At 64.4% G+C, this 17,757-nt stretch carries 17 protein-coding genes and 1 tRNA gene; 6 read left to right on the top strand and 12 right to left on the bottom strand.

The features are described from left to right. Positions 1–26 precede the first annotated feature (26 nt). Positions 27–1,163, top strand: a complete 1,137-nt coding sequence (locus LZC95_45635) for a hypothetical protein (protein WXA93724.1) — start codon at positions 27–29, stop codon at positions 1,161–1,163. Between the two features lie 10 nt (positions 1,164–1,173). Here LZC95_45635 and LZC95_45630 read toward each other — a convergent pair whose 3' ends face one another. Continuing rightward, entirely contained in the window at positions 1,174–2,211 is a 1,038-nt protein-coding gene (locus LZC95_45630) for a hypothetical protein (GenBank protein WXA93723.1), read from the bottom strand. Further along, positions 2,208–3,506 (bottom strand): adenylosuccinate lyase, encoded by a 1,299-nt coding sequence (gene purB / locus LZC95_45625; protein WXA93722.1) that lies wholly within the window; start codon positions 3,504–3,506, stop codon positions 2,208–2,210. Before purB ends, LZC95_45630 begins: the two co-directional genes overlap by 4 nt. Before the next feature lie 137 nt (positions 3,507–3,643). Between purB and LZC95_45620 the strand changes: the two genes are divergently transcribed. Next, positions 3,644–3,967 (top strand): RNA-binding protein, encoded by a 324-nt coding sequence (locus LZC95_45620; GenBank protein WXA93721.1) that lies wholly within the window; start codon positions 3,644–3,646, stop codon positions 3,965–3,967. Positions 3,968–4,034: 67 nt separating this feature from the next. Here LZC95_45620 and fadJ read toward each other — a convergent pair whose 3' ends face one another. Together fadJ and fadI are read right to left on the bottom strand one after the other, a co-directional pair. Continuing rightward, positions 4,035–6,230 (bottom strand): fatty acid oxidation complex subunit alpha FadJ, encoded by a 2,196-nt coding sequence (fadJ, locus tag LZC95_45615; GenBank protein WXA93720.1) that lies wholly within the window; start codon positions 6,228–6,230, stop codon positions 4,035–4,037. Next, positions 6,227–7,549 (bottom strand): acetyl-CoA C-acyltransferase FadI, encoded by a 1,323-nt coding sequence (fadI, locus tag LZC95_45610; GenBank protein ID WXA93719.1) that lies wholly within the window; start codon positions 7,547–7,549, stop codon positions 6,227–6,229. Before fadI ends, fadJ begins: the two co-directional genes overlap by 4 nt. 158 nt (positions 7,550–7,707) lie before the next feature. Here fadI and LZC95_45605 point away from each other — a divergent pair, with 158 nt between their 5' ends. Beyond that, a complete protein-coding gene (locus LZC95_45605; protein WXA93718.1) occupies positions 7,708–8,148 on the top strand; it encodes a hypothetical protein in 441 nt (146 codons plus the stop codon). On the opposite strand, the gene LZC95_45600 is transcribed toward LZC95_45605, so the two are convergent. Next, positions 8,141–9,058, bottom strand: a complete 918-nt coding sequence (locus LZC95_45600; GenBank protein ID WXA93717.1) for a LysR family transcriptional regulator — start codon at positions 9,056–9,058, stop codon at positions 8,141–8,143. The genes LZC95_45605 and LZC95_45600 overlap by 8 nt on opposite strands. A gap of 94 nt (positions 9,059–9,152) precedes the next feature. Between LZC95_45600 and LZC95_45595 the strand changes: the two genes are divergently transcribed. Beyond that, on the top strand, positions 9,153–10,202 hold the full coding sequence (locus LZC95_45595) for an NAD(P)-dependent alcohol dehydrogenase (protein ID WXA93716.1): 1,050 nt from the start codon (positions 9,153–9,155) through the stop codon (positions 10,200–10,202). A 44-nt stretch (positions 10,203–10,246) separates the two neighbouring features. On the opposite strand, the gene LZC95_45590 is transcribed toward LZC95_45595, so the two are convergent. Continuing rightward, positions 10,247–10,319 (bottom strand) — tRNA-Lys (locus LZC95_45590). 207 nt (positions 10,320–10,526) lie between these two features. Here LZC95_45590 and LZC95_45585 point away from each other — a divergent pair. Next, positions 10,527–11,408, top strand: coding sequence for a hypothetical protein (locus LZC95_45585; GenBank protein ID WXA93715.1), 882 nt, complete (start codon positions 10,527–10,529; stop codon positions 11,406–11,408). Positions 11,409–11,457: 49 nt separating this feature from the next. On the opposite strand, the gene LZC95_45580 is transcribed toward LZC95_45585, so the two are convergent. Further along, positions 11,458–12,315 carry a LamG domain-containing protein gene (locus LZC95_45580; protein ID WXA93714.1) on the bottom strand — a complete coding sequence of 286 codons (858 nt, stop codon included), beginning with the start codon at positions 12,313–12,315 and terminating at the stop codon, positions 11,458–11,460. A 217-nt stretch (positions 12,316–12,532) separates the two neighbouring features. Then, positions 12,533–13,498, bottom strand: coding sequence for a hypothetical protein (locus tag LZC95_45575; protein WXA93713.1), 966 nt, complete (start codon positions 13,496–13,498; stop codon positions 12,533–12,535). A 104-nt stretch (positions 13,499–13,602) separates the two neighbouring features. On the opposite strand from LZC95_45575, the gene LZC95_45570 reads away from it, so the two are divergent. Beyond that, positions 13,603–14,229 (top strand): methyltransferase domain-containing protein, encoded by a 627-nt coding sequence (locus LZC95_45570; protein WXA93712.1) that lies wholly within the window; start codon positions 13,603–13,605, stop codon positions 14,227–14,229. A 4-nt stretch (positions 14,230–14,233) separates the two neighbouring features. Here LZC95_45570 and LZC95_45565 read toward each other — a convergent pair whose 3' ends face one another. The 4 genes from LZC95_45565 to LZC95_45550 all read right to left on the bottom strand — a co-directional run bounded on the left by LZC95_45565 (position 14,234) and on the right by LZC95_45550 (position 17,753). After that, positions 14,234–15,700, bottom strand: coding sequence for a methyltransferase domain-containing protein (locus LZC95_45565; GenBank protein ID WXA93711.1), 1,467 nt, complete (start codon positions 15,698–15,700; stop codon positions 14,234–14,236). Positions 15,701–15,731: 31 nt separating this feature from the next. Then, on the bottom strand, positions 15,732–16,391 hold the full coding sequence (locus tag LZC95_45560; GenBank protein WXA93710.1) for a transaldolase: 660 nt from the start codon (positions 16,389–16,391) through the stop codon (positions 15,732–15,734). A gap of 139 nt (positions 16,392–16,530) precedes the next feature. Further along, the gene (locus LZC95_45555) at positions 16,531–17,172 is read right to left on the bottom strand and encodes an HAD-IIIA family hydrolase (GenBank protein ID WXA93709.1); all 642 of its coding nucleotides are present in this window, start codon (positions 17,170–17,172) and stop codon (positions 16,531–16,533) included. Further along, positions 17,154–17,753 (bottom strand): SIS domain-containing protein, encoded by a 600-nt coding sequence (locus LZC95_45550; protein ID WXA93708.1) that lies wholly within the window; start codon positions 17,751–17,753, stop codon positions 17,154–17,156. The genes LZC95_45555 and LZC95_45550 overlap by 19 nt, the downstream gene beginning before the upstream one ends. Positions 17,754–17,757: the final 4 nt, after the last annotated feature.

The raw sequence follows: 17,757 nt of genomic DNA, 5'->3' as shown, positions 1-17,757 counted from the left end.
GCGTACTTTCCTTGGCGGCAACATCGATGTTCGCCGCATCGCCCGCGAAGGCGGACAGCGCGCAGGTCGTCGCCGAGCGGCGTGCGCTCAAGCCCGGCGCCGGCTTGCTCGTCGTCGACACCACGATAAATCTGCAGGTTGGCAGCGGCTGGGTGGCCGATCCCAAGGGTGGTACCAAGAGGAGCGGGTGGCAGCCGACGCGCCTGAAATTCGAGCTTTGGGGCAAGGCCGACGACGCGGCGGCCATCGTGGTCACGTGGAAAGACGGCACGAAGACCGTGGGCACGACCCAATGCGCCGTTCCCCAAATCACGGAGGCAAAGCCCGATGGTGCCACGTTCCCGAATTGGCAAGATCAGGGCGAGGTCCTTTGCGACATCAAGGATGGCGCCATCAACTATTCCAAAATCGGTACCTACGATGCCGAAATCGCGTATCGCGCAGCGGGTAAGTCGGATCAATTGCTGCGTAAGATCAATTTTACCGTGCGCAATTATGGATCGAACGATTCGGAGTATGCCCAGATCGATTATTACGTCGATCGTGATTACAAATTGATCGAAAATGTCGCCTATTGGGATTGGGACGGGGGTTCGCTCCACGTGCGGGCGATTACCAAGCAAGAGGGCGACTTCAACGACCCGGGCAAACTCCGCTGCACGATGAACGGGCAACCCTTCGGGACCGATGGGGACGTGAACTTCGGGCAGGACTCGTTTTCCTACAGCGACGGGGCGCGCAACAAGAAGGTGCAGTGGACGCAGCTCGATGGCGGCATTTACGTGTCGCGCGAGAGCGGCAGGTGGAAGCCGGGCCGCTACGAATGCCAGATGATCTTCAAGGCCAAGGTGCTGCGCACGTTGCGCTTCCAGCTCGATCCGAAGCTCGGCATCGTGGCGGGCCCCGAGCAAACGCCGCCGCGTCCGGGGGCCTTTGCGTCGCGGACGACGTTTCTGACCGATGTCGACATCCCTGCCGGCGTCGACGCGCCGTTCAACCGCACCGCCATCGAGCGGCAGGCGTTCCTCGGCCGTCCGTGGATCACGCCTCCGAAGCTTGCCGCGGGGGTGGGCGGCGCCTACACCGAGCCGGCGCCGTTCACGCCACCGGCACCGTCCAGGGGTGGTGCCAAGGCGGGCGCCAAAAAAGGGAAAAAGAAGTAAGCCGCCGCGATCAGCGCAACGTGAAGGGGGGCGCGATGGACGCCAGGGCCGTGGGCCACGTTTGGCACCCGAACGGGTTTTCGGTGGCGTCGAAGCCGCGGCATACGCTGCCCCACGCGCGGTCGATTTTTTCCTGGGGCATGCCCCAGAGCCGCGCGCAAACGAGCGAATCGGCGAGTGCCTCGTGTCCGGTGGCGCCCGTCGTATCGTCCAAGGTGATGGGCACGTCCTTTGGCGCCGACGGGCAGCGGCTGCGCGTGTACGCGATGGATGCCGCGTCGCCAAGCTCGAACGCGCCGTTCGGGAGCGCGTGGTACGCGAACATCGCCGACCCGACGTTCCACTCGTTTCCGAGCGCGTCGCTCACCGTCACGCTGGCGTACGGACCGCGTGAAAGCAGATCGGGCCGGCCATCGCCATCGATGTCGCGTTGCGCGTCGATCTTCAGCGCCGCGGCGGGCGGATACGGCTTCACGTCGCCATCCTTGAAGGTCAACACCGCCACGTCGTGTTCGGGCGAGCCTTCGTGGGCGAGCGCATCGTGAAGGCGCAAGATCTCGATCTCACCATCGCCGTCGTAGTCGGCCAGGGCCTCCAGCGAGAGATCGTTCTGCTTGGTCGACCACGTGTAGGACAGCGTCTCGTGCCCGCCGGCGAGCACCTTCGTCCCGGCCGAATCGCGGCGCACGAGCTCCACGTCGTGATCCGTGGCGCAGTCCTGGATTTCGTTGTGCTCTGCAGGCATCTCCGCCGGCTCGGTGCGGGTGCGCGCGATGCGGTAGCCCCAGGTGACGCCCGTGCGGGTCGTCACGCACCCGAGATCGGGCCGCACGATGTGGCAGTCTTTCTTTCCCTGCTGAAGCTTCTCCAGCACGGCCTCGTTGGCGTCGTGCAGAGCGGTGCAGGCATCCGCGCCGGCCTCGCTCTCGGCCACGTTGGCCACGGCGGCGGCGGTCTGCGCGGGCGGGCTCCCGATCTTCCAGAAGAAGAAGGTGACCCCGCCGAGCGCGGCGAACCCGCCCACCGCAATGGCCCATGTCCGCATCATCGCGCGAAGGCGCGTTCCAGGATGGCCGGCACGTGGGCCAGCGCGTGCTCCAGATCGAAGCACTCGGCGAGCTTGCCCGCGGGCAGGCGCGCGCTGATGTCCGCGTCGGCAGCCAGATTGTCGTAGAACTTGCCCTCGCCCGACCACGCGCGCATCGCATTGCGCTGCACGAGCACGTACGCCTCCTGCCGCGCCATGCCCGAATCGACCAGGGCCAGGAGCACGGCCTCGGAGAAGTAGAGCGAGCCCGCGCGATCCAAATTGCGCTGCAGGTTCTCCGGGTACACCACGAGGCCTTCCACCAGCGCCGCGCAGCGATCCAGCATATACCCCAGCGTCGCCGTCGCATCGGGCGCAATCATGCGCTCCACCGAGGAGTGCGAAATGTCGCGCTCGTGCCAAAGGGCGACATTCTCCAGGGCCGGCGTGACCGCGGCGCGAACGATGCGCGCGAGGCCACACAGGTTTTCGCTCACCACCGGGTTGCGCTTGTGCGGCATCGCACTCGAGCCTTTTTGGCCCACGGTGAACGGCTCCTCGGCTTCGCCGACGTCGGAGCGCTGCCAGCTTCGCACGTTGGTGGCGAAGCGCTCGATGCCCGCCGCGAGCAGGGCCAGCGCCGAGAAGAACGCCGCATGCCGATCGCGCGCGACAATCTGGGTGGCCACCGTCTCGGGCTCCAGGCCCAGCGCCCCGAGCGCCTTCTTCTCGATTTCGGGCGAGAGGTGCGCGTAGGTGCCGACCGCGCCTGCGATCTTCCCGACCGCGATCTCCTTCTTCGCAGCCTGCAGCCGGCCTACACCTCGTGCAATTTCCGCATAATGTCCGGCGAGGGCCAGGCCAAAGGTGGTGGGCTCGGCAAAAATGCCGTGGCTCCGGCCAATCAATGGCGTCTTGGCAAACTCGCGGGCGCGCTTTTCGAGGGCGCGCAATAGGCGCTCGGCGCGCGTGAGCAGGAGGCCCGCCGCATCGCGCAATAGAATGGCGAACGACGAATCGAGCACATCGCTCGAGGTCATCCCACGGTGAAGCCAACGGGCCTCGATGCCGGCCTTTTCCTCGACATGCGTCAGAAAGGCGATGACGTCGTGCTTGGTGACCTTCTCGATGGCATCGACGCGCGCGGCATCGAGCACAATTCCTTTGGCGCGCAGGCCTGCCGCCGTGCCGGCTGGCACCGATCCGGCTTCTTCCATGGCGGCGCAGGCGGCCAATTCGACCTCGAGCCAGGTGGAAAGTTTGCGTTCAGGCGACCAGAGCTCCTGGAAATCGGCAGGCGTATAGCGCGGAATCATGTGGGCTCTTATAGCCATTTCCGGGCGCCAAAGGTGGCCAGTCGGTCGCAATCGCGCGGGAATTCGGCCATCCCGGCGGCAGGCGACGCTTGCAAAGCGCACTGAGCCCCGTACGCTCGTATTTGGGAGTGAGGAGCATGGGGACCAAGGTCTACGTGGGAAACCTTCCTTACACGTGCGACGAATCGCAGCTTCGTGACCTCTTCGCGGCCGATGGCCGCAACGTGGCCGACGTCGCCATCATTCACGATCGCATGACCGGCCAGCCGCGCGGCTTCGCCTTCGTCCAAATGGCCTCCGACGACGACGCCAAACGGGCCATCGATGCCCTGCACGGTTTCGTCTTCGGCGGCCGCACCTTGACGGTGAACGAAGCGCGGCCACGCGAAGGCGCGGGTGGCGGAGGCGGAGGTGGAGGACGCGAGCGGCGAAACTCGCGCCCACCTAGGGGTAAGGGTTAAGGGTTTAGGGTTTAGGGAACAGAAAGCTTTCTTCTCACCTAAACCCTATCCCCTACACCCTAAACCCTCAGTAAAAGCGCGAGCCCTTCTTGGCCATCTCGACCAACAAGGGTGCGGGCTCCCAGCGTTTGCCGAATCGGTCGTAGTAGCTCTGCGTGCGCCGAAGGATCTCGGCCGCGCCAATGGTATCGACGTAGCGGAACGGCCCGCCGCGGAAGGGCGGGAAGCCCAGGCCGAAGATGGCGCCGATGTCGCCGTCGCGCGGCGTGCGCAAGATGCCCTCGCCGTAGCAGCGCAGGGCCTCGTTCACGAATTGGAGCGAGCAGCGCATCTGCAGCTCCTCGGCCAAGACGGGCGCGCCCACCTTCGGCTCGATGCCGAGCGTGGTGTACACCGAAGGATCGACGGCCTTCTTCTTTCCCTTGGCGTTTTTGCCATAGAGGTAGAAGCCGCGCTCGTTCTTGCGCCCCTTGCGGTCGTCCGCGACGAGCTTCGACATGGTGTCGGGCGGCGTGAGGCGTTCGCCGAACGCTTCCAGCATGATGGGCCCGACGTGCGCCGCCACATCGATGCCCACCTCGTCGAGCAAGGTCACGGGGCCGACCGGCCATCCCCAATCGACGAGCGCGCGATCCAACGTCTCGATGGGCACGCCCTCGGAGAGCAAGTACGCCGCCTCGTTCATGTACGGTGCAAGGATTCGGCTCGTGTAGAAGCCGACGCCATCGTTCACCACGATGACGGTTTTGCCCTGCTTTTTCCCGAGCGCCACCGCGCTGGCCACCACCTGCGGTGACGTCGCTTTGGTGCGGATCACCTCGAGCAGCGGCATCTTGTGCACGGGGCTGAAGTAGTGCATCCCCACCACGGTGTGCGGGCGCTTGGAGGCTTCCGCGATCTTGCCGATGGGGATGGACGACGTGTTCGAGGCGAAGATCGTATCTTCTTTGGTCACCGCCTCGACCTCGCGCAGGACGCGGTGCTTGAGCGCGAGATCCTCGAAGACGGCCTCGATGACGATCCCGGCATCGCGCAAGCCGCTGTAATCCGTGGTGGCGGTGAGGCGCGCGAAGAGTTGATCGCGCTCCTCGCGCGAGAGCTGGCGCTTCTTCACGCGCTCGTCGAGGATGCCGCGCACGTAGTGCAGACCGCGCCCGACGCCCTCGTCGTCCTTGTCCTTGAGGCGAACCTGCACGCCGGCGTTGATGGACACGTAGGCGATGCCGCCACCCATGAGGCCACCGCCCAGCATGCCGATTTTGCTCGGGACTTCGCCTTTCACCTGCGGATCGTCCACGCCGGTGTCCTTCTTCAGCGCGGTGGTGGCGAAGAAGATCTCCTCCAGGCGGTGCGCCGTTTCGCTGACCACGAGCTCCCCGAAGGCGCGCGCCTCGAGCTCCGCCGCCGCGTCGAAGCCTTTGTCGCCGTAGCGTTCGAGCACGTCGATGATGCGCTCCGTTGCGGGGTAATGACCGTGGGTCTTCTTGCGCGTGGCCTCGCGCGCCTTGCGGAAGAGCAGGGCGCGGCCGGCGGGGTTCTTCTCCAGCGCGAGCAAGGTGAGGTGTGGGCCGTCGAACTTGAAACCGGGGCGTGCGCGCGGCTTTCCTTCGGCCAGCTCCTTGGCGATTTTCACGGCGACTTCGAGCAGGATCGACGCCGGGGCGACTTCGTCGACGAGGCCGAGCTTCTTCGCCTTGGCGGCGCGCGTGTTCTTCCCCGTGAGGCCCAGATCGAGCGCCACCTGGAGGCCCGCGCGCTCGGCGACGCGCATGAGGCCATTGGCCCCGGGCAGAAGGCCGAGCTGCACCTCGGGAAGGCCGAACAGCGTCTTTTTGTCGTCGCTGGCCACGATGGCGTGGCACGCGAGCGCGAGCTCGAAGCCGCCGCCCAGGGCCTGCCCGTGCACGGCGGCGACGACGGGCTTTTTCGAGGCTTTGATGGCCCGGAACGCCAGTGCGCCGTCGCGCGAGAGGCGCTCGGCATCGGCCGCGAGCGTGATGGCCTTGAGCATGTCGATGTTCGCACCGACCACGAAGTCCTTCTTGCCGCTGGTGAGGACCGCCGCGGTGACGTTCGCGTCCTGCGTGACGAGATCGAACGCTGCGCGCAAGTCGGTGCCGAAGCGCTCGGTGAGCGTGTTCACCGACTCACCCGGTGCATCGAGCGTGATCACCGCGACGCCATCCGGGCGCACGTCGATGCGCACGATGGAAGCCGTCCCGTCTTGCGACGTCTGCGTCGTTGCCACTGTTTGCGTGCTCATTCGCCCACCTCCAACACCACCGCCGCCCCGAGCCCGCCGGCAGCGCATGCCGTCGCGAGACCGAATTGTTTCCCGCGCCGCTTCAATTCGTGGAGCACCGTGGTGACCATGCGCGCCCCGGTGGCCGCAAACGGGTGCCCGATGGAAATCGAGCCGCCGTGCACGTTGAATTTCGCATCGTCGATCTCGCCGATGGCTTCGCTGCGTCCGAGTTTCTCCTCGGCAAACTTCTTCGAGGCGAAGGCCTGCGTGTTGCACAAGATCTGTGCGGCGAAGGCCTCGTGCATATCGACCAGGTCCATGTCCTTGAGCGTGAGCCCCGCGCGCTCGAGCGCGATGGGCGTCGCGTAGCTCGGGCCCATGAGCATCCAATCGCCGGGATCGAGCGCGGCGTAGGCCCAAGAGCGGAGATACCCCAGCGGGCGATAGCCGAGGGCCTTCGCCTTTTGCTCGGTCATCACGATCAGCGCGCTGGCGCCGTCCGTGAGGGGCGAGGAATTGCCCGCGGTGATGCTGCCGAATTTGCGATCGAAGGCCGGCTTCAATTTGCCGTAGCCCTCGAGGCTCGAATCGTCGCGCACGGTGTTGTCGCGCGCGATGGGCTTGTCGTAGCGCGGGCCCGGAACGACGTGCATCACCTCTTGGTCGAAGACTCCATCGCTCCACGCCTTGGCGGCGCGCGAGTGGCTCCGGTGCGCGAACTCGTCCTGCGCCTCGCGCGAGATGTGGGCCTCCTTGGCCATCTTTTCCGCGCTTTCGCCCATGGTGAGGCCCGTCGTGGGCTCCTTCAGCGAGGGCGGCACGGGGAGGAAATCGCGCGCGGAGAGCTTGCGGAAGGCGCTGAGCTTCTCGCCGAACGTCTTCGCCTTGTTGGCGTTCATGAGCGCCTCGGCTAGCTTTTTGGAGACGGTGATGGGCACGTCGCTCGCGCTGTCGGCACCGCCGGTGATGGCCACGTCGTGCTGGCCGGCGAGCAGCGATTCGGCGGCGCTGGTGAGCGATTGGAACGACGTCGCACACGCACGGCTGACCGAGAAGGCCTCGATGTCCTTGGGCATGGCCGTGCCGAGCACGATTTCGCGCGCGATGTTGGGCGCGGCGATGGAGGGCAGCACCTGGCCGTAGACGCAGAGGCCCACTTCCTTGGGGGACAACTCGGAGCGCGCGAGCAGCTCCGCGACGACGATTTTGCCGAGGTCGAGTGCGCTCAGATCGCGGTAGGCGGTCTGCGATTTCGCAAAGGGGGTACGCAGCCCTGCGACGATGGCGATGCGCTCGCTACGCCCCTTGCCATTTCCGTTTCCGTTGCCGGTGGCCATGACGTCTCCTTAGTGAATGACGATTCAGTCACCAAGGTGGACCACCACTAACGCGACGAGTCAAGCACAGCCTTGCAGGCGCATGCACATGCCGACAAGGTGTGCTATCGCCGATCCATTCTTCTTACGACCTAACCCCACGAAAGGTGGAAAGCCCGATGCCGAAGCTCCCGGAAGTACTCACCAGCGAAGCCAAGAAGCCCGCCGTCGTCGACGATTGCCTCGCGCTCATCGACGCCGAAGTCGCGGATAAGTCCGGCATCTCGGGGCTCGCCATCAAGGCGGGCTATGCGGCGGTGAAAGGGGTCAAGCCGGGCTTCATCAAGCAAGTCGTGGCGGATCTCCTGCCCGAGTTCGCCGATGCGCTCGACCCGCTGTACCAACAGGCCCAGACCGAGAACAAGCCGGTCGCAACGTTCTTCGAGAACAACACGAGCAAGGTGGCCGACGCCCTTCTGGCCATCACCGATGCCAAGGCGCAGAAGTCGAAGAGCGGCGTGGTGAAGGGCACCTACGACAAACTTCGCGGTAGCGCGAAGAAGAACGTCGAGGCCGCGGTCCCGCGCCTCGGCAAGATGATCGAGAAGCACTCTAACTAGCGCCAGCTGCGCGACGTGCAGTGGTCTCGCGGGCGACGTCGATGAAGGCGCGGAAGGCCGGCGAGACCTGCGCGCGGCTCGGAAAATAGAGGTAGAAGCCCGGAACGGAGGCCGCGAAGTCCTCGAGGACGATCTGCAGGCTTCCGCTCTTGAGTTGTGCCGTGATGTCCGGCTCGAAGACGTAACCGAGCCCGAGCCCCGCCTCGGTCAACGAGAGGACGGCACGTTCGTCGTTGGTGACGAACGTGCCGCGCACGGGCACGCGCCAGGTGCGCTTGCCGCGCTCGAGATCCCAGGGCCAGATCCGCCCCGTGTTGGGCGAGCGGTAGCAGATGCAGTTGTGCGCGGCGAGATCGCGCGGCGTCTTGGGGACGCCGTGCTTCTTCACGTAGCGTGGCGAGGCCGCCACCACGAAGCGCGCCGAGCCCGTGAGGCGCACGTGCACCATGTCGCGGGCCACGAATTCTTCCAGGGTGATGCCGCCGTCGAGTCCCTCGGCCACGATGTTCGCGCGGCGGTTTTCGATTTGCACCTCGACCTCGACGGCAGGAAAGCGCGTCCCGAAGCGCGGAAGGATGGGCGCGATGACCCGATCCCACGCGAGAGGAAGCACGGTGAGCCGCACCCGGCCCGTGACCTCGCCAGGGCGCGCAGAAGAGCCCTTCAGAGCATCCAGAGCCTGCTGGATCGCGGGCCCTGCTTGCTCGAGCAGGCGGCGCCCTGCATCGGTGAGTGATACGCTTCTCGTGGTTCGAGAAAGCAACGTGACGCCCAGCCGCGTCTCGAGCTGGCGCACCGACTGACTCAGCGACGAAGGCGAAACACCTAGCTCCGATGCGGCCGCAGCAAAGCTTTGCCTGCGAGCAACGGCGAGGAACGAGTTCAGCGCGTTAAGCGGCGTGAAGGCCATTCGTAAGATTTTCTACATAGCACGTCCGCCGGGTGAGCCTTTTCCACATCGGCCTTCGGGGGCATGCTTCCGCCTCGAACAAGGAGTTCATCACATGTTGAAAACACCGGCATACGCAGCGGCAAGGGCGGGGGCAAAACTGGCACCAACGATCATCGAGCGGCGCGATCCCGGTCCCAAGGACGTTCTCTTGGAGATCCTGTACTCGGGCATTTGCCACAGCGATCTTCATCAAGCGCGCGACGAGTGGGGAGGGGCCATCTTCCCGATGGTTCCGGGCCACGAGATCGTCGGCCGCGTGACCCAAGTGGGCAAGGACGTGACGAAGTTCAAGGTCGGCGACATCGGCGCCGTGGGCTGCTTCGTCGACTCGTGCGGCACGTGCGCGTCGTGCAAAGAGCACCTGGAGAACTTCTGCGAGGCGGGGTGCGCGTACACCTACAACAGCACGGAAATGGACCGGAAGACGCCCACGTATGGGGGGTATTCCTCGCAAATCGTCGTGCGCGAGCACTATACCCTCAAGGTTCCCGCAGGGCTGGATTTGGCCGCCACCGCGCCGCTGCTCTGCGCGGGCATCACCACGTACTCGCCGCTGCGGCAGTTCAACTGCAAGAAGGGCGACCGCGTGGCCGTCGTGGGCCTGGGCGGCCTGGGGCACATGGCGGTGAAGTTCGCCGCGTCCATGGGCGCCGAGGTCACTGTCCTGAGCACCTCGCGCGCCAAGGAGGCCGACGCCAAGCGCCTAGGGGCACACGCCTTCGAAGTCACGAGCGACAAGGGCGTCTTCCCCAAGCTGGCCAACCGCTTCCACTTGATCGTGGACACCGTGTCGGCCCCGCACGACTTGAACGACTACTTCGAGACCTTGCACCATTACGGTACTTTGGCGCTGGTCGGGTTGCCCCCCGAAGCCTTGCGCGTCGAGCCCTTCGCCCTGGTGAGCGGCAACCGCCGCTTCGCCGGCTCGAACATCGGCGGCATCAAGGAAACCCAGGAGATGCTCGACTACTGCGCCGCCCACGGCATCGTCTCCGACATCGAGACCATCGACGTCCACCAGGTGAACGAAGCGTACGAACGCCTGTTGAAGAACGACGTCCGTTACCGCTTCGTCATCGACGGCACCTCGCTCCGCGCGTGACCCCTTTGGGGGGGGCCGGGGGACCGGCGAGGTTTGAGGACGGGTGGGCTATGAAGGACTCGAACCTTCAGCCAACGGATTAAGAGTCCGCTGCTCTACCAATTGAGCTAATAGCCCGCTCTCAGAGAAGACGCTGTCTATCCGGCACGAGCGCTCGAGTCAAGCGGTTGTTGATCGAGGGATCGATTTCCCCGATTCGTGCGATGCAAAGCGTGGGCGAGAAAGCCTCGCGTTCGCTTGGCGAGGGCGGCATTTTTCGTTAGCGGATCCACTACGTGGAGGCCGTGTCAAAGGACGCGAGATCGCCTAAAGAAGACCACGGTGATGACGCATCGTTCTGCGATTTTTCTTTCCGCCTTCACGCTCACCACCATGGGCACTTTGTCTCTGCACAGCGGCGGATGTTCTTCCGCCGATGAGGGCGCGGCGGCTCCGATGACGACGGATGCAGGGCAAGATCGCCCGCCCATCGTTCCGGTGCCGGACGTGTTGCCGTGGACGCCTGTCAATCTATTCCCGGCCATCTGGCTCGACGGGGACGACATCCAAGAGACGAACGGCAGCGTGGTCCAATGGACCGATAAGTCGGGCAACCGCAATGATGCGAGACAGGACACCGCCTCGCTGCAGCCGAGGGCTGTCGTCTTCAATGGTCACAAGGGTGCCTCCTTCAATGGGGCCACGCAGTTGGTCGTCCGGGACGCGCCCTCGCTTCGCTGGGGGACGGACGACTTCGCGTTCTTCACGGTCCTCCGGTACACGGACGCCCTCGATCCCTTGGTCGGTGACATCTTCGTCAAGGACATAGGGCCGGAGCCGTACAGCGGGGTCCAGATCTTCGCAACCACGCCGAAAAACAGGGACGGTGGTACCGGATTGCCGGGCGAATTCTTGATGGGCACAGGCGATGTGAGCCGAATTAAATCCGCGGACGACAGGGGCTACGCCGACGGCAAGCCGCACGTAACGTCGTTTCGGCGGGTGGGCACCGAGCTCACGATGCGCGTTGATTTTCGCCCCTCTGGGAGCATGACCGTTTCCCAGGTGAACGTCAGCGCCGGCGGTCAGGACGTTCGCATTGGTGGGAACACCTCGTCGCAGTTTCTCATCGGCGACATCGCCGAGCTCATTGGCGTCCATGCGACGGTTTCCGACGGAGACGTCACCCGTGTGGAGACGTACTTGAAGGATCGCTACGGACTGTAGACATCGAGCAACATCGGTTGAGTCCTTTTCGTTCGGGGCACGGACTTTCTCAGAATCCGTAGCGCTCGCGCACGTAGGCCTCTACCTTCGCGATGTCCGCCTCGGCCAAGCTTGCGCGGACGCCGAGAATGATCGCGATATCGGCTCGTAGGAACTTGTCGCCCTCGCGTGCGCCCCCGATCGTACCGTTGCCGTCGCTCGCATTCACGCTTACGGGATCGGTCGTAACCCTGCCCGCCAGTACCCCGTCGACCCGTAGCTCGAGACTCGGGCCCGAGCGTCGAAGCATCACGAGGTGAAGCAGCCCGTCGTCGTAGCCACTGCGCAGTGACGTGATGCGATGATTGGCTTCTGCCCCCACCAGGTACGTGCTCGGTGAGCGAGTCATGAAGAGCTGTACGCCCGGATTGGGTACGGTGGACGTCGTTCGCGCGTAAATTGTGCCGAAATTGGGATCGTCGAGGCCGATCGAGCGTAGGGCGACGAAAAAGGTGAAGTCGTCGGTACCCCACTGCAGCGACGGGGTGTCGGCGACGGCCAGCCGCGATTGCCCGTCGAACGAGACGATTTTGTGGCCATGGATCTCGACCACAGTCGGTCGACGTGCCCCGGAATCGGTCACGGCGGTGACCGCGTGATTCTCCTTCCCTGAGCGGTCATTCCATTGCGTTACGGCGCCCCCCGCGACGACGACGTCGTCCCCGTCGAGCCAGAGGTCAGGAAAAAGATTGGCAGGCGTCCAGGAGGGGGCGTCCGGCTGCGGAATGATGGAGCCTCGATCCGGTCCCGCGTCACTTGCCGTCGATGCATCGGTCGACGAGCACGCGGCGGCGGTCGTGGCCAGCGCACCGAATACGGAAGCAGCACACGACCAACCTACGAGCGCACGGCGGCGGCGGTTCATCACGGGCGTACGACTACCATCCACGATTGCAGTGGAAAACTCCCGCGTGAGGGCGCGTGCAGGGCTCGCATACGCCCATGTCGACGCATCCGATGAGTGCGGTTATGACGGCGACGAAGTCACGAGAAAATTCCTCCCGGAATACGGCTAGATCGGCGTGCATTCTCGCTGAATGCAGGTTCTGGTCGCCATGCCCGACAGAGCGGTGCGTGAGAGCCCGTCACTTCGGTCGCTGGGCGACGAAGGTGTGCGTTTCGCGCGCGCCGGCATCGTTGCCCTCGTCGCGGTCGGAGCTGAGATACAGGCGGCATCCATCCGGCGAGATCCAGCCAGGGCTGTCGTTGAAGCTGCTGTTTACACCGGGGAGCCGCGTGGGCGTCCCGAACGTTCCCGAGTCGGTGGTTCGAGTGGCCACCCAGATGTCCTGATCTCCGGCTCCGCTGCGGGTTGAAACGAAGTAAACGGTGAGTCCGTCCTGGGTGACGGCTGCACCGGCGTTTTTCGACGCGGGATCGTTCAACTCACTGACGGGGGTGGCCGCGCCAAAGGTGGCGTCGCCCGTGATGGGCGCGCGAAAAATCTCCTGCTTGTCGCCATCGAGGCGAGTGAGCCAAAGTTCGCGACCCTCGAGCAAGTAGGGCGATGCGATGTTTCCCGATGGCAGATGAAAGACCTTTTGTGCAGCGCCGAACGCGCTCCCAGTGTCATCTCGACGAGCGTGATAGAGATCGTAGGTGGTGGTTACCTCGCGATTGCTCATGAAATACAGGTCTTTGCCGTTGGTGCTGATCCACGGCAAGTAGTCCTCCGCCGTGCTGTTGGTGGCCGCAAGCCATGGCTTCGTCTGAAAGCCACTGGCGACGTCACTTCGCGTGGCGAGGACGAGGTCTTTCCCGTCGTCGTAGACGACGGTCAGCTCGTCGGCGCTCAGCCTGGCCCCGCTGCTCTTCCCGCTCCCTGTCGGTAGCCCGGGAACGAGCGTGGGACGACCGAAATCTTTCGACAGGTCACACGGGCCGGGCGGCGGTGGAATGATGCTCCCATCTCGCCCGGCATCGGGGGTGGAGGACTCTCCGGAGTCGCTCGATGAGCAGCCTACGGGGCTCATGAACATGCATGTCGCCGCGAAGGCGGTGAGGCCGGCGACCCACATGCCACGGCCCAGTCGAAGGCTTTCTCTCATCATGCAGGAACCATCGTCCGCGGCGCATCGCTGGTTGCGTGACTTCGTACGGGAAGCCTGCGGCAACCGTCTTGCCTTCGGCACGGTGCGCGGGTAACTCACTAGCGGTGCGCCTGAGCAATCTTCCGATTTTCCGATGGCATACCGCGCAAATTCACGTTCCGCGCGTGGAGCGCCTTTCGCGCGCGATCACCGAGCTTTCCCCCGACGGGGTGCGATCGATGCTCGATGTGGGATGCGGTGATGGCACCTTGGCGCGCGATGTTGCGCGGCGCATCGGTGCGGAGGAGCTCGTCGGTGTGGACGTGAAGGTGCGCGACGAAGTGGCCATCGACGTCAAACAGTACGACGGACGCGTGCTCCCGTTCCCCAATGCAACATTCGACCTGGTCACCATCGCGGACGTGCTCCATCACGCCGAATCGCCCGAGGCCGTCGTTGGCGAGGCCATGCGGGTGCTTCGTCCCGGAGGGGCGCTCATCATCAAGGACCATTTTCGATTCGGCCCCGTGAGCAACGCCACGCTGTTGGCGATGGACATCGTCGGCAACTACGCCGCGGGTGTCCTCGTGCGCGGCAAGTACCTTTCGCCTCCGGAGTGGGTCGCCCTCATTGCCAAGGCGCAAGGACGCGTCGACGAGCTCGTCTGGCCATTCGAGGTGCACTCGCTGCCGTGGCGCATCGTCACGCGCAGCGAGTACCAGTTCCTGATGCGGGTTCGCCCCGTCGCGTGAGGCTTCAGCCCGCGACGTGGCGGTAACGGCGACCGCTTCGCACGCGCTCGCCTTTGCCGACCGCGGTGGCGATGCGGATGAAGGTCCACACCGTGCCGCGCAGCTTGGCCAGCTTGGAGACGCCGACCCGCTCGTTGTAGTCGATGGGCACTTCCACGATGTTGTAGTTCGATTTCGCCGGCAAAATCAGCGTATCCAGCGGAAGGGCGTCGCCCGAGCCGTCGAAATTGAACGCGCGAATGACCGACGAGCGATAGCCGCGCATGCCGCTGTGCACGTCCGTCGTAGGCACCCCGTGCACCGCGTACGCCGTGGCGGCGAAGAAGCGATTGGCCATGAAGTTCGGGACCGGCATCGCCTTGGGGTAATGATAGGTGCGGCTCGCGTTCACCACGTCCGCGCCCTGCTCGAGCAGGCCGCGAATGCGCGGAATCATCTGCGCGGGATAGGTGAAGTCGCAGTCGAGGTAGACGAGTGCATCGCTCTGCTTCGCCGCCTCGTACATCAGGAGCTCCATCGCCGGGCCATGACCGCGCGGTGGAAGCTGCCGGATGACGCGTGCGCCTTTGGCCGCGGCCAGCTCGGGGGTGCGGTCGCTCGAACCGTCCACGAGCAGGATCTCCGCGTCGGGAGCGACCTCGCGGATCTCGTCGATCATCTTCTCGACGCTTTCCTCCTCGTTGAGCGTGAGCATGCCGACCGTAAGCGAGAGCTTCCTCGCACGCGGCGGTTTGCGCGCCACGATGACGCATTGGAAGGCGAGCAGGCCAGGGGCACTCTTGGCGACCAACCCTTCCACGGGACGCACGAACTGCATGTACGCCTGGTAAAGGGGCGATTTGCTCAGCGCAAGCGGGTCGACCTCTCCGTTGGACTGCTTCTCGAGGAGCTGTTTGCGGATGAGCGGCTTGGCCGCGCGGACGAGCATCGGGTTGAGATCGACCCGCATGATCTCGAGGCCAGACTCCTCCACGAGGCGCATGGCCGTCTCGCGCGTGAAGAAGCGCAGATGGCTGTCGTCGAGGATGCCGCTTGGTTCGTAGGTGAAGTTGCCCGCGAGCAGCCCGAGGCGGACCGTCCAAGCCGCCACGTTGGGAAGCGAGACGATGACGTGCCCGCCGTCCTCGAGCAGATTGCACATGCGCGCGAGCACGGCGCCCGGATTCACCGTGTGCTCGAGCACGTCCGCGAAAAGAATGAGGTCGAACTTGCGGTCCTTCAGCGTCTCGAGCACTTCGTCGGTCTCGATGTTGACCGAGTAGACCTCGTCGAGCACTTCCCGCGCGCGGGCTGCCGATTCGGGGACGATCTCGATGCCCACCACGTGCGCGCCATGATCGCGTGCGACCTTGCCGTTCGTGCCGATGCCACACCCCACGTCCAGCACGGTCCGGGGGCGACCAATGGCGTCCGTCAGGGCGTAGTTGACCTCTTCGACGACGTACTTGGGGACCTTGTTCTCGCTGGGCATGTTCGAGCCGCTATACCACGTGTGACGTCGTCTACTTTTTGCTTCCGCGGTTGCGCCAGGCATTGTTGAACTCCGCGATGGTGGATTCGGTTCGGGGGTGATGGACCATTTTGCGCAGAAGCGGCGGTGTAATGGTCGGAATGTGCGCCCCGGCCTCCAGCGCCTCGTTCACGTCGAACATGGATCGCATCGAACCCACGATGATCTTCGCGGGCAGGCCTTCCCGCTCCAAGATGGTACGCGTCGAGGAAATGACCGGGCGGACGTCGTAGCCCAGATCCTTCACGCGGCCCGAGAAAATGCTCACGTACGTGGCCCCTGCGAGCGCGGCAAGGTAGGCCTGGTTCATGGCCATCATGCACGTCACGTTGGTCTTGATGCCCTTTTTGGTCAGCGCGTGAACGACGCGTAGACCGTGCTCGCTCATGGGCACCTTGATACAGATTCGCTCGCGATCCCACGTGTGGTAGGCGAGGGCCTCCTCGAGTTGTTCTTTTTCCGTCTCGGTCGTGAGTTCGACGGAGACGTCGCCCCAGCTCACCTTGAGAACTTCGCGAATGCGCTCACCGAGATCCGCATCGGGGGCCTCTCGAGCAATGATAAGCGGATTGGTGGTGACGCCTGACAGCACACCCCAGCCATAGAGTTCCTGGATTTCCTTGGGGTCCGAGCTGTCGATGAAAATGGCCATGCACTTTGCTCCAACGTAAAGAAGGCGCACTCTAGCACAAGCTGAGTGGCAATCCCCGGCAGGGGGCCGCCATGAGTGCCACCGCACCTCCGTTTCCGATCACATTTTCGCCGCAGAAAGGCAATCCGCAGAAAAGAAGCTATTCCGCCGTATTTGCAATCTTCGAGGCGAGATCTCGTACGGTTGCCCCCGCTAAATCTGGCAACCGGCGCGTGGGCGCAGTGGTCCCCTGTTGGGGTCGCAAGGGGCAAAGCTCGCATCGGTTCGGCGCAAAAATAAGCCCGGTGCGCAAGCCTGCCGCGTGACCGGCCTCCACGTCGGACGAAGTGTCCCCCAGCATCCATGAATGCGCTGGGTTCAGTCCGAGGTCTCGGACGAGGTCCAGGAGGAGGCCGGGTTTCGGCTTGCGGCACTCGCAAGGTCCGACCAGCGACGAGTCGCCTCCCGCGCCACCTTCGGGATGATGCATGCAGGTTGCAACCTTTGCGATGGGAATGCCGCGATGGGCGAGCAATGCCACGAGAGCGTCATTCGTTCGCTGCACGGCTTCGCGCCCGAAATGGCCCTTGGCCGGGCCGGGTTGATTGGTGGCGATGGCCAGCACGTATCCTGCGTCGTGGAGAAGGCGCAGCCCTTCTTCGACACCGGCGAGAAGTCGCAACTGGTTCGGATGAAACGCGGTGGTGATGACCCCCGTTTCCTCATCGCGCACGACGTCGATCAGGGTGCCATCGCGGTCGAGGATGACGCCTCGCCGTAGTGTTACTTCACCGACTCCCATTTCGTGGTCTGTGCTTGAAGCTTGGGATGGCTGACCAGCAAGTGCCAGACGACGGCGCAAAAGCCTTCCGTATGGGGGGTGATGCGTTCGCTGGCGACGGTGGGAATGAGCACGCACACGTCGGCCACTTCTTTCGTGTAGCCGCCATCGCGCCCCACGATGCCGAAGATCTTCGCGCCGCGTTCGCGTGCGAGCTCGAGGGAGCGCACCAGGTTCACGGACACGTTCTTCACCCGGTTGCCGCCGCCGACGGAGAAGACCAATACGCCGTCTCGCTCGTTCAGCCGCGAGACTTTGAGCCACTCGGAGAAGCTCGTGTCCCATCCCTCGTCGTTGACGCGCGCCGTGAGCTCCGAGACGTTGTCCGTCGGTGCGTACGATTCGAGGCCGCAGATCTTACGAAAATCGTTCACCGCATGGCTCGCGTGGCCCGCCGAGCCACCGACACCGAGGATGAAAAGACGCCCGCCACCGGCCCGCACGGCGGCCAGACCTTCGGCCAGGGCTTCGATGCTCGCCGTGTCCAATTTGCGAATGAGCTCGATGCTCTCGTCGAGAAAAGATTCGGTGAATGTTTTCATGGGA

It is taken from the genome of Sorangiineae bacterium MSr12523, from assembly GCA_037157775.1.
Lineage (GTDB): Bacteria > Myxococcota_A > Polyangia > Polyangiales > Polyangiaceae > Pendulispora > Pendulispora brunnea.
This window is presented reverse-complemented; position numbering and strand designations above follow the sequence as displayed.